This is a genomic window from Thermococcus onnurineus NA1 (genome assembly GCF_000018365.1).
Classification (GTDB): domain Archaea; phylum Methanobacteriota_B; class Thermococci; order Thermococcales; family Thermococcaceae; genus Thermococcus; species Thermococcus onnurineus.
In genome coordinates this window covers 1-12,321 of record NC_011529.1, presented here as the reverse complement: position 1 = coordinate 12,321, position 12,321 = coordinate 1, and the positions used below count along the sequence as shown (strand labels likewise).

Annotated in this window: 10 protein-coding genes and 1 pseudogene; 6 read left to right on the top strand and 5 right to left on the bottom strand. The window is 51.3% G+C overall.

All coding sequences use genetic code 11. From position 1 onward, the window contains the following. Positions 1 to 45: 45 nt before the first annotated feature. The 3 genes and pseudogenes from TON_RS10750 to TON_RS10740 form a co-directional block, all read left to right on the top strand. A pseudogene (locus TON_RS10750) lies at positions 46 to 195 on the top strand (PEGA domain-containing protein); the annotation flags it as partial. After that, positions 187 to 363, top strand: a complete 177-nt coding sequence (locus TON_RS10745; protein WP_394295143.1) for a PEGA domain-containing protein — start codon at positions 187 to 189, stop codon at positions 361 to 363. The pseudogene TON_RS10750 and the gene TON_RS10745, both read left to right, overlap by 9 nt. Before the next feature lie 5 nt (positions 364 to 368). Further along, positions 369 to 491 carry a CGP-CTERM sorting domain-containing protein gene (locus tag TON_RS10740; protein ID WP_083757811.1) on the top strand — a complete coding sequence of 41 codons (123 nt, stop codon included), beginning with the start codon at positions 369 to 371 and terminating at the stop codon, positions 489 to 491. On the opposite strand, the gene TON_RS00040 is transcribed toward TON_RS10740, so the two are convergent. The 4 genes from TON_RS00040 to TON_RS00025 form a co-directional block, all read right to left on the bottom strand. Then, complete coding sequence (locus TON_RS00040; RefSeq protein WP_012570964.1) at positions 488 to 742, bottom strand: hypothetical protein; 255 nt, start codon at positions 740 to 742, stop codon at positions 488 to 490. The two genes, TON_RS10740 and TON_RS00040, sit on opposite strands and share 4 nt — an antisense overlap. Before the next feature lie 68 nt (positions 743 to 810). Next, entirely contained in the window at positions 811 to 3,036 is a 2,226-nt protein-coding gene (locus TON_RS00035; RefSeq protein WP_012570963.1) for a DHH family phosphoesterase, read from the bottom strand. Positions 3,037 to 3,074: 38 nt separating this feature from the next. Further along, a complete protein-coding gene (locus tag TON_RS00030; RefSeq protein ID WP_012570962.1) occupies positions 3,075 to 4,253 on the bottom strand; it encodes an MFS transporter in 1,179 nt (392 codons plus the stop codon). A gap of 162 nt (positions 4,254 to 4,415) precedes the next feature. After that, positions 4,416 to 5,885: an S-layer protein gene (locus TON_RS00025; RefSeq protein ID WP_012570961.1), complete on the bottom strand. Its 1,470-nt coding sequence runs from the start codon at positions 5,883 to 5,885 to the stop codon at positions 4,416 to 4,418. A 65-nt stretch (positions 5,886 to 5,950) separates the two neighbouring features. Here TON_RS00025 and TON_RS00020 point away from each other — a divergent pair, with 65 nt between their 5' ends. The 3 genes from TON_RS00020 to TON_RS00010 are packed head-to-tail and all read left to right on the top strand — an operon-like array spanning position 5,951 to position 8,243. Beyond that, positions 5,951 to 6,490, top strand: coding sequence for a DUF2391 family protein (locus TON_RS00020; RefSeq protein ID WP_167710983.1), 540 nt, complete (start codon positions 5,951 to 5,953; stop codon positions 6,488 to 6,490). Beyond that, positions 6,491 to 7,507: a DUF3226 domain-containing protein gene (locus TON_RS00015; protein ID WP_012570959.1), complete on the top strand. Its 1,017-nt coding sequence runs from the start codon at positions 6,491 to 6,493 to the stop codon at positions 7,505 to 7,507. 40 nt (positions 7,508 to 7,547) lie between these two features. Continuing rightward, the gene (locus TON_RS00010) at positions 7,548 to 8,243 is read left to right on the top strand and encodes an HAD family hydrolase (protein ID WP_012570958.1); all 696 of its coding nucleotides are present in this window, start codon (positions 7,548 to 7,550) and stop codon (positions 8,241 to 8,243) included. A gap of 151 nt (positions 8,244 to 8,394) precedes the next feature. Here the strand turns inward: TON_RS00010 and TON_RS10735 are convergent, their stop codons facing one another. Then, positions 8,395 to 12,321, bottom strand: coding sequence for a DNA polymerase domain-containing protein (locus TON_RS10735; protein WP_012570957.1), 3,927 nt, complete (start codon positions 12,319 to 12,321; stop codon positions 8,395 to 8,397).

The window sequence follows — 12,321 nt, the reverse complement described above, 5'->3', positions numbered from 1 at the left end:
AGAACCAAATGGCGTACCTTATGGTAGTTAGTACCCCCAAAGGCCCACGTCTTCATCAACGGAAAGAACGTTGGCGAGACACCCCTCAACCTCACCATCACGCCGGGCAACTACACTATCCAGCTCTACAACCCCGACTACCTCGTCTACTCCCTGAACGTCTCCCTGCGGGATGGGGAAAGAAAACTGATTAACGCCACGCTGAAGTACCCAACCTTCAAGCTCAGGATACTGACAAAGGAGAGGGGACTGGAAGTCTATCTCGACGGAGAGCCTATCGGAGAAACGCCCCTTAACGAGACAGACGTTCCAGTAGGCATCTACAGCCTAACGATAAAGCGTAATGGAAAGATAATTTACTAGACCCAATAGAGCCACCAGAGGAGACATCACTAGCAAAGAAGGAAACGAGAAATGACGAAGAAAACATCTGCGGTCCTAGCCTGTTGATACTGATAGCACTGACACCTGCACTCGCGAGAAAGCGCTAAGGCTCTATCGCCCTGTAAACGCCGTCTTCCTTGAGGGTGCCGAAGACCTTGCCCCCGTCCTTCGTGCGGAGCTCCACGAGGACCTTAGCGGGCTCGCGCTCAACTTCCTCCTCCACAACCCTTTTGCTTAGAACCTGGATAAAGGCATCCCCCAGCCTCTCGAACTCGAAGACGAGAACGTCATCCTCCCATCTGTGGCCGCGGTAAGAAACACCGCCCATTCTAAAAGTAACCTCAACCTTAACCTTCATTCGGACTCCTCCAAAAACTTGTACCATAAAAACCTCCAGCTTTCACCTTTAAAAAGGTTGGGAAAGGGTCAAGAGCTCTTCTTCAGCTTGAGCACCTGCTTGGCGAACTCCTCAAGCACTTCCTTGCGCATACCCTCAAAGAACTTTATTGAGCCAGCGTAGCTGTGGCCACCGCCCTCGATGCCAGCGCTCGGGAGTGCCTCCTGGAGCTTGGGTATTATCTCGTTGAGGTCGAAGTTGTAGGCTGCCATGCCGTCGCTCGCCCTGACAACAGCGAAGTCCGGGCCGTAGGCCAAAGTGAGTATCGGGCTGTCCTCGCCGTATTTCTCCTTGAAGTGGTCGTGGATCAGGCCGCTCAGCTTGCCAGGGCTCGGGTAGCTGAACTTCGGTGCATAGAGCTCTATGTCTATGGTGTTGAACCTTATACCGTTCGGCAGGACGACGCTCTTGACATGAGGCAGTGAAGCCCTAAGGGCCTTCTCCTGCTTCTCCCTGACCTCTGGATAAATTGCGTCGATAAGCATTCTGTGCCTCTGCAGGTTGCCCGTTAGGAGAAGTATCTCGTCGATTATGCCATGCCCGTCCATGAACTTCCAGAAATAAGCTTCGTGGTCTATAACCTCGGCTATCTTCTTGAGATCCTCTTCAGTTAGACCCTTCGCCTTCTTGGCTATCTCAAGGTACTGGTAAAACTCCGGTGCTTTACTCCTGTCGCCGGTTCCGGCTATGGCTGGCAGGTGCTTGATCTTGTCTTCTACGGCCGGATTAATGTAGCGCGCTATTTCAGTTGCGAGCATTCCGGCGGTCAGTTCGTAGTAGCCACGCTTGATATGATGAGGATTGACGTGAACGTCGACATACTCATCGACGGCAGCTTTGTCCTCGCTTATCCACTCCCTCGGGTCATGGTGGTCTATAACCACTATCGGAACGCCGTAGGCCTTGATGCGCTTGTAGGCTGGAATGTCCTCACTCGTTCCGCCGTTGTCCACTATGACGACGAGCGGTAATGGATCGCCGAACTTCTCGTGGTCCTCGACCATGAAGATTATGTCCTTGAGAACATCCTCAAGCTCGTAGAACGGTGCTCTGCTAGGTCTGCGCTTGAAGAGCTTCCACCTTGCCCCTGGATCGGGCGAGACCTCCTCTATGAGTGGAACTATAGCGTATTCGAGTGCCAGACCAGAGGTGTAGCCGTCCGCATCCGCGTGGTGTCTCAGCAATATCGGTCTTCCCTCGTAGATGGCACGCCTTATCATGAAGGCGGCCTTCATTATCTTCGGCTTGAGCTTCTCCAGAACCTCGCTCTCCACGAGGAAGCCAACGTCCTCGGGCTGGGCCTTCCTGTCGAGTTGCTCTTCAATCTTCTTCTTTACCTCAGCCGCCTCCGGACCCCAGAGGCGGGCCATGTCGCTGACTTCTATCTGTATCTCGCCGGAGTGGAAGGCTATCTTTCCGATTATCTCAACGATGTCGCCGACGTTTATGTTAGGATAGGCCCTAACGCCCGGTGCCTCAAAGGCGGCCGCCCAAGTTATGCCCGTTCCGTCGGTTATCGTGAAGACCGTTGGGCCGCCGGTGACCTGTATCTGAGTGACCCTGCCGCGTATCCTCACGGTTTTTCCGGCCATGTCCTTCCTGAGTTCGCCGATTGGAGTAACTGGAAGCTCTTTTCTAACGACGACCTCCTTGTAGTGCTTAAGGGCCGACTCTATGAGGTCAACCTCGCGCTTGTCGGGTCTAACATCAAGAACCTGGACGAGTATCTCCTGACCCGGAACGTAATCCCTACCGCCAAGGAGGTCCTTCCTCTTGATAAGCCCTGTAACGTGCGGGTTAAGCTTCACAAAAACACCAAAGCGCTCCACCCTGTCTATGGTTCCCTTATATACATTGCCTATCTCAACGTCCTCATAGTCGCAGGTCTTGTCGAGAATATAGACCACCTTGTATTTCCTCATACAGTCCGGACAGACCCAGGTGGTTTCCATACCAGGTTCCCAGGGCTCCTTCACCTTACCACAGATGTCGCAGGCGAGAACACGGCCAGTTCCGCCGCAGGCGGGGCAAGTGTCGTAAACTGGTACAACGCCCTTGCCGTGGCACTCAGGACAGGGTATCTCGTCAACTTCGTCTTCAACGCCGAAGTAGTCCAGGTTTCTATAACCCTTAAGCTGCTTGTCGAGCTTGAAATCAGCCGGAACATAGCCCCAGCCGTTACAAACTTGACACTCCTTCTCGCCAACCTTGACTTTACCAGTTCCGTGACACTCAGGACAGTCTTTAACCACCATGGCTCACACTCTCCAGAAGTTCTCTCACTGAAGTCACTTTAGGCCGATGGGGACTTATAACCTTTTGTCTCCGCGTCCCGGAAGAAACCCCAGAAGACAAGCATAGAGATTGCGTAAAGGAATGCCGTTATAAGGAACGGCCAGGTGAGAGAGAAATCGAAAAGCCTGCCGCCTATGTACTGACCTATTCCGAAGGTGGCCGTCCAGGAGAGGTTGTTCAAGGCCATTACAGTCGAACGCTCCTCCTTGGAGAAGGAACTCATCATGAAGGAGTTCCATATGGGGTTGACTATGTTCATGAGAATAGTTCTAACGGTGTAGATGAAGGCCGCCACCATGAAAGTCGGGGAGAATGGCATCGCAGCTATCAGGAAACTGGCACTTCCGTTGAAAGAGACTACGGTCTTGACACTGCCGAGCCTGTCCGCTATCATCGGGAGGATAAACATGCCAAGGCCCATTATGAACTGCTGAAGGGCGAAGAGCCAGCCTATGCTTTCCAGGCTCGTGCCGAAGCGCTGGTTGAAGTAGAGGCCCATGTATGGTATCGTAACACCGGCACCGAGACCAATGAGGGCGCTTGGAAGAGCGAAGCGACCGATTCTCAGGAGCAGTTTCTTATTGAGGTTGAGTCTCTTCTCCGTGTTTGCCAGAACGGACTTCACGAAGAGCACGAGGACGAATCTAATCGGGATTATAAGGAGAACCAGCGCAAAGACCTCGCGGTAGCCTAAGTACCTTGGCAGGAAGCCAGCTAAAAGGAGGCCCACTGCGGAACCTATCGTTCCCATCGCGGAGGAGAGACTGAAGAGGTAGTGCCTCTTCTCGTCGCTAACTTCACCGCTCAGCAGGGCCATGTAGGAGGGGCTCTCAAAGGCGAGGCCTATTCCAATGAGCACACCGCCCAGGGTGAGCATGACTATGGTCGGATATAGAACCTGGATGAGCCTGCCCAAGAACATCAGTGAGACTCCAAGAAGAACGGCCCTCTTGTAGCCTATCCTCGTGCCGAGAGGGCCCGAGAAGAGGAGAACGCTCGCCTGAGCCAGGGTCGAGAGCGAGAAGACTATCCCAATGTTTGTGTAGTCAAAGCCGAGGGATTTTAGATAGAACGGGAATATGAACCATGCTATGTTGCCGCCTAGCCAGGATATAAACGAGTAGGCCACGAGCAACCATGCATCCCTGCTGAAGTCCCTGTAATTCTGCAGTGACATGAACGTTTAGACGAGGGTTTGAGTATATAAACCTACCCCACGCCATGCCAAAAAATTTATTAATAAAAAAAGGCATTACTCACCGATTAAATCAAGAAATACGAGCATTCCCTAGCTTAAATAAGAGTGAGTAAAATTAGAAAAACGGGATAAAATAAGCTTTCACATTTCTTCCATAAACTTCTCTACAGCGAGCCTTGTCTCTTCATAGGTCTTTCCTGCGAGTATGATTACCTTGTACTGCGGGTTGTTCGGGTTGTCCAGCTCTTTTATCACGTATCCTTTCTGCTCTACCTCGGCCTTAATGGCATCCACTGTGTTCGTTCCATAGACCTGCCCGAGGAGCTCCCAGGCTTTGTTGCTGACCCACCCACCTATGATTATAACGTTCTTGTCCGATGGAAGGCTCGTCAGGTCGGTATCCTCGATGATGAAGTCGTAAACATCGTCTGTAGCCTCGACTTTCGGAGCGATAACCGAGACGGTTCTCGTAACCGTGGCAACGCGGACGAAGCGGTAGCCTTCAACTCCAACTATCCCTCCGTTCTCGTCCCTCTGGAAGACCGCCATAATCTCAAGACCCCAACCAGTCGGGAGCTCTAGGGCGTCTCCCGACCCTATGAACACCCTTGGAAAGCTCTCGAGGCTCTCGTTCACGTGGAGGTAGAGGGTGTAGAGCCCGTTATCGGGGTCTATGTCCCAGATCCACTGGCCTTTATAGACATCACCGTCCGAGTACTGCTTCACTTTCTCGTAGTACCAGTAGTCGTAGGTGACCATCTGGGCGTTGTTTATGCCAACGAAGAAGTCCGTGGGGGTGAAAAGGAAGACGTTCTTCGCCCCAGTTTCGAGAAGTTCGTTTATTCTTGCAGAGGGATAGGTGTCGTACTCCTCAAAGTCCTCGGCACCGTTGGTGTCGACGTACATGACGTAGTACTTGTCCTCGCTCATGGTCTTGGTTTTGATGAGGCCGCTGGGATAGGTCAGCTCGATGAGCATCTTGGAGACATCGAGGTTTATGTCGAGCAGCTTTATCTTCCAGCCACCGACGACTATGGAATCGCCAAGCGAGCTAGATTCAGAGTCGGCCTCCAAGTACGCGTAGAAGTACATGGTGTCCTTCCCATCAACAGTCGCCGAGACAACCTTATAATCGCCGCCTATATCAAGGGGCGTTGTGTTCTCGTTGAAGATTATCTCTACGCTTCTGTCGAGGAACTCAGCCATCCCGTTAGTGGAGTTAAACCCAACGCGGGAGAAGTCAACCTGAACAACTACAGCGTGTCCCACGGGTACGTCGCTAACGTTCACTCCGACGTCGGGCATGTCGATTGGATTGAGTTTGTATATCTGGTTTTCATCAGGAATAACCACACTGTGGTACTCAACGGGTACAGAAACGGTGGTAGTGTAAGTTCCCTGAGAAATCCCCCTGAGAACCAGAAAAGCTCCGAGTCTTGAGCCGGTTATCGCGTCCTCACCTATGTGAAGGGGCACGCCGTTAACTATCTTGGTGGTTGGTAGAACTATCACGGTATTGGCAGAATTAATGCCAGTAATAGCTGCATTAATCGGCGTAAGGAGCAAGCCCAGAATTGTCAGGCTCACAAACAGGGCCAAAGCCTTTTTCATCGTTTATCACCGAATTAAGGTGCATCCCAACCTTTATAACTTTTCCTGGGGAAATCCCTTCTGCGATGATGAGTGAATCCAATGCTGACGGGATGATGAACCCCGAACCTGAGCACCCACCAGCGGACGAAAGGGGAAAGGAAATGGAAGATAAGCTCGACGAGATATATACCAGCCTTAAGGAGCTTCGCAGGGAGGTTGAGGAAAAGAAGGCACCCGACCGGCTCGGGTGGGACGACATAGCCCAGGAGATCATCGGTGCGGTAACCTTCGCCCTTCCATTCCTCTTCACCGGCGAACTTTGGGAAATCGCCAAAGACATATCCGTAGAGCGCTCCCTGGTAATCCTTCTCATGACCCTGGCCATTGCATACCTCTTCATTGCGAAGTCCCAGATAGGCAACCTCAAAAAAGAGGAGCTCTTCCATGTCCCAAAAAGACTTCTCACCGTGACCTTGATAGCGTATCTGATTTCCTCCGGGTTAATATACCTCTACGGCATCAACGGGATAGCCGACTTTACGACGGAGCAGTACCTCAACGCGACCATACTTATAAGCACATTTGCCGTCATCGGAGCGATAACTGTTGACATGGTGAAGTGAATGAGGATCATCACTGGAAAGAGATTTGAGGCCTTTGCAGATAATAACACACTGATTTTTCCCGAATGCGGAAAAAATCGGAGAGAGTTAGTTAGGATTGTTAGATCGCTCACCGGGGAGGAAACGGTGATAACAGCGAGCCTCGAGCTCATAGACCTCATACTTGGTAAGTTCAGAGGCGAGGGACATTTCCTTATCTACTCCGACACTGGAAGGACCCTAACAACCAAGGAGGCCTATGAGCTGAGAAAATACCTTGACTTCGATCTCCGGGGTGGCTTTACTGGTGAACCCTCCCGGGCGAGCGTCCTTTTCGTCGAGGGTAAGACTGATGCTAAGTTCTTTAAGGCGGTCTTCAAGAAGCTCTTCAAGTTCAAAGAGAGCAGAGAAGTTCCAGCGAATCTAAAATTCATTGAGGGAGTCTTTGAGCGCGAGAATTTCGAGCTGCTGAGAAATGAGAATGGCTTCTTAGCGGTAATCCCAAGTGAGGGCAATTCAGGAGTCATCCGAAACCTAGGCAACTTTATCAGAGCAATGGAAGTCTTTGAATTAAGTGTTGACAAAATAGGAGTCGCCATAGATGTCGATGACGACAGAGAGAGTGCGATGGCCTCAATAACCGGGAAGCTCTCCCGGTTCCGTCCTGAAAAAACGGCCACAGGTTTTAGAGTTGGGAAGACAGAGGTAATACCTCTAATCATAGGCCTTCCCTTTGAGGACAAGCTAATCGAGTGGAAGAAGCCTACTGTTGAAGATTTAATGCTCCACCTCATAGAGCGAGAGGGACTTCTGGAGAGAATCAGACCGGCATTAAGGACCCTAAACGAGAGCCTGTGCAGGAAGCTAAAGCCCAAAGAGGTCATGTACCTGGCTCTTTCGGCCTACGGACACTGGGGCAATCTGGAAGGCTTTTACGAGCTTTTTGTCATGCGCTCCCGCTTCAGAAACCTCAAGGCCATTCTTAGGGAAGCGGGGCTTATGGAAGGGCTTTTCATTATCTCAGGCATGAACCGTTGAATTTTTATTCCACCTCCCCCAACTCTCCTAGGTGATACGCATGAAGCTCGCCTCATTCGATGTCTGGAACACCCTTCTAGACATTAACATTATGCTCGACGCCATGGCCGTTGAGCTGTCCAAGCTCATGGGAGCGTGCATCATAGACGTCGTCGAGGGCATGATGTTCACAAGGGAGAGGATAAAGCGCATGAGGGCAGAAACTGCTGGAGATCCCACCCAGGCTCTGGAGGAGAGTCAGAAGATGCTCGCAGAGTTGCTCGGAACTGAGATCGAGGTCGTAAGGAGGGCCGCCGCGAGGGCTGTTCTTAAGGTCAGCGATGAAATCGTCCTGCCGGGGGCAAGAGAGGCGCTTGAGAGCGTCAAGAGAAAGGGCCTGAAGGTCACCGTTACTGGCAACGTGATGTTCTGGCCGGGCTCTTACACAAGGCTCCTGCTTGAGCGCTTCGGACTGATGGAGTTCGTGGACAGGACCTTCTTTGCGGACGAGGTCTTCGCTTACAAGCCAATGCCCGAGATGTTCGAAAAGCCGCTTAAAGCGTTCGGCGTTGAGCCAGGTGAGGCCATCCACATTGGCGACACCTATGCAGAAGACTTCGAGGGAGCGCTTAAAATGGGGATGTGGGCGGTCTGGATTAATCCCGAGGCCGAGGAAGTGAAGAGAATCCACGAGAGGGGCTTTGAAGTGCCGAGCGTTGAGGGAATTCTGGAGGTGCTGGGGGAGTTAGAAGGTTAAATTGGCTTTTTTAACAGTCTTACCCACCAAATCAACGCATTTGGGTTGATACCGTGAAAACATCACGAAAGTCAAAGAGCTGGAGAAACAGGGCAAAGGAAGAAAGGGCCATTCGGTTGAAATAATAGACAGGAAACACGAATCTCAGAACTCATTTCTTCGGCTTCAACCAAGCCCCCAATCCAACCTGCCTCGTCTTCTGGTATCTTAAATCCTCTTTCTTATACCCAAACGCCTCCAAAATCCTCATCACAGCCGGGAGAACCTGGTTCTCGATGTAGTAGTCAGCGTCGTACTTGTGCTTCGTTGGGTCGAACTCGTCGAAGGGTATCGCCCTGTCACCTATCCTTCCACTTCCCTTAAGGACGATGTAGCTGATTATCGTGCCGGGGCGAACTTTTATTCCCCTCGCCGCCAAACGCTTTGCTATCGCTACGTGCGGGCCCGTTGCTTTGTAGTCCTTCAGCTCGCGGGTTATCTGCTCGTGGATGACGAGCTTCTCCGGCGGGATTTCGTACTTGCTCAGCTTCTCGGTTATCTCCTTGACTATCTTAACGGCCTTCTCTACATTACCGTCCTTCAGGAGAGCCTCAAGAACCCTAGCCTGTGTTTCTTTAGCTATATCACTCCAATCACGCCTGACTATCTCCAGCCCACGAGTTACGATCTTGCCCTCCTCGTCGATAACAGCGTACTTCTTTTTGGTGACGAAGAAGCCGCGCTTGTAGAAGCCCTCGTACTCAAGCTCAAGTAATCCAGGCAGCTTGGCATTTATGTATTTAAGGAACTCTTTAGCCTTCTTTTTGACAGTTTCAGCGTCCGCTCCCGGTATTGTAGCATAAAAGCCATCGGTGTCCGCATACAGCACTTTAAAGCCATATTTCTCCTCAATTTCCCTTATCGTCATCTCAATGTATTCCCTGCCCCAGGCGGTAACGCTCTCAGCGCACTCCTTGCAGTACCACCTTGCCCTGGGATAGCCGTAGTACCCGTAATAGCTGTTGTGAGCGTATATCATTCCAAATCCTGCCAGGAAGTTTTCATTCTCCTCAACGCTTAGATCGTAGACGTAGCCGTTGTAGTCCTCAACTTCGACTTCTTCAACTCTGTCAAGCACAATGTCTCCCTCGAGAAGCCAGGAAATTCTCTTGGCCTTCTCCTGGTTAAGTTCGCCCCTCTTAATCTTCTCTCTAAGCTTTTTGGGGCTCACGTTTTTCTGAAACCTCTTTTCGAAGACGTCTTCGAGTATCTCCTTTGGAATTACGTGAGAGTAATAGGCGTTCTTCTTCTTGCTGTTGCCAAGGAACGATAGTTCTTCGTTAACTAGAACTCTGTACACCCCGCTCTCAAACCTTATCTTAACGGCCGAGATGCCAAGGGAGTTGAGGAGGATTATCAAACCGTTGACTAAGGTCTCGCTTTTTGTGGAAAGCCTAACCCTCTTGCTCGGATGGAGGTCGCCGTCCCCTATGAAGTACCCCTCTAAAAAGGCCCAGCGCACGTTTTCGGGGGATGTGAATATAACCTCAGGAACTCGTTTGTTCTCCGCCAGCGTACCACATAGGCTCTTGAAGAGCACGTAGGCCATTTTCTTGGGCATCTCCACGTAGTTCTTTCCGCGTCTCACCTTTCCGAAGAATTTCGATGCAAGCCTTTCCATGTCATCGAGAACCTTCTGGTCATTGTTGTAAAGCTTGACCGAATAGCTCCACCCGTTCTTCTGGTTCCTCTGCTTTCCTGCATAACCCTCGCTGACGTAATAACCGAGAAGCTTTGCAAGGTCTTCGTTGACTTCAATGAAAGGCTCCATCCTAAAGCCGTTGAGGGTTCCAATCTTCCACTCCCTAAGCTCTTCCTCCGGCATAAACTCTATCTTATCCCTGAGGTCGTTAAAGGCAACCAGGTATTCCCTCTTGTTGCCGTTGTACCTAACCTTTTCAGCAAGAACCTCGTAGAGCGCCCTGTATTTCCTTAAAGCTTTCTCATCAAGAACTTCGTAGCCGATTTTTTTGAGTCTGACATAGCCCAGCTTTTGGAGGTGTTCGAGGTATCTTCGGGCCGTTCTGGGTCTTTTCTCTCCCTCAAAAATCCAGCGGAGGGTTCTCAGCATGCCCCTAAAGAAGTTCTTGCGCCCCTTGGTGGGTATAGTTAAGACGACGTCGGCGGTTTCCTCCTCAGGAAGGTTGAGGAGAACATCGGCAAGGTTTATCCTCTCATGCCTTTCCGGGAGGTTAATCCTCCTTGGAACTGCTATGAAGTCCCCAGGTTTTACTTTCCCGCCGGTAACTTCCACAAGTTCCCCATTTTTGACTGTGAAAAGACTGTGCCCCTCCGTGACCTTGATTTTCCTGCCGGAGGAGAGTTTTATGCTGTACACTTTTCCGCGATAGCGGTGCCGTATAAGGGCTCTGACGGGCCTTACCTCGGATATCTTTGTCTTTCTGTTGAAGGAAATGGCATTTATCCCCAAAACTTCGAGAACCTCGGTTTCATTGCTCTTTAGGGGGTTCCCCTCATCCATCGCATTATCAACAAAATCGCCGATTCTCGTCAGTTTGAGCCTTCCATCAATGAGCAAAGGAACCCATTCATCGGGTAGAATGCTATTCGCTAAGATTTTTATTGCCCGCTGCCTGTAGTCGAGGAGCTTCTTCTCCAGGGGATCTATTGTAGCCTTCATCTTCCTCTTTATCTTCTGCCTCTCTTCGAGCAGGTTCCCGAGAAGGCTCGGAATGAAGCCGGGGAAGTCCTTGCAGAACTTGTGACCGACCTGAGGGGCGACGTCATATTCCTTGCAGCCCTCTCTGTTGAGAGTATCCGGCGAGACGTTGTGGGTGATTATGATCGAGGGGTAAAGAGAGCGAAAATCTAAATACACAATATTGTCCCATAATCCCCGTTCTGGTTCCTTAACGTAGCCGCCGGCGTAACTGTTCCTTCTCCTCGCTAACTCCCCCTCGTCTGGCTTGTTGGGGGCAAGTTCGTTCCTCTCGTAGGCCTTCCGCAGGAGAAACCACTCCACGAGGTTGCCGGTGCTGGAACGCGACACGTCCCAGAGGCTCTGGCCTATCAGCCTCGAAAGCTGGGCCTCCATCGGGAAGAACTCTCTTCCGAGCTCATAGGTTGCCTTTGCATCTTCCATAGAGTAGCGCGCAACGCGCTCAAGCCCCTCGCCGCTCTCCCAGGCAAGGGTTATCTCCTCCGCGTATACCTTCTCCTTGGGTTTGCCAAAGACCGCCTCATAAACAACCTCAAGGGTGTAGGTCGGCAGGTTGATGGTACGCCTTATGACCGGATAGAGATCAAAATGAATCCTCCCCTTAACCTCCACGGCGAAGCGGTCGCCCATGCGGTGTATCTTCGGCTCGCTTCCGTCCCGCCCGAGGGTAAAGCTTATCCCAAGCTTTTCGCAACGTTTTTTGAGGTAAGCAAAGTCAAAGTTGTCGCCGTTGTAGGTAATGAGAACATCAGGATCCTTCTCCTTAACAACCCTCAAAAAGCGCTTTATCATCTCCTTCTCGGTTGAGACGACGTCAACGTAGGGCAGGTCTATCTTTTTCCAGGTTATAACCCTCGCCTCGTTCTCATCCGCGTAGCTTATCATGAGTATGGGCCCGGTTCCGAACTCCTCGCCCTCGTGGTAGAGCGTCTCGATGTCAAAGGCGAGCATCTTCAGTTCTTCATCGCCCTCCATGGGGACGAGGCCCTTGTCTATGAGGTAGCGCTTGGCGAAGGGTATGTCGTACTCGTAAATGTCGATAACCCCCGGGTGAGCCCTTATCTTGTCGCGGATTGCGGGCACGTCCTGCGGGTGCTCGAAGTAGAGCTTCCATACCTCAACCGGTCGGCCGAGGAACTTCTTATTCACCTTCTCGGCACGCTTGACCTTGACAACCTTTCCATGGCGCTCCGCGGTTATCTTCTTCACTTCCTCGATGGCAGAATCGTCCTTGAGGAGTGCATAGATGTAAGGCTCGAAGTCTCTGTCGTATTCAATCTTGAACTCACCCTTCTCCTTCTTGAAGATCCTGATGACAGGCTTTCCGTCCTCTGTGATGTAATCGACGTCGAGGATCAT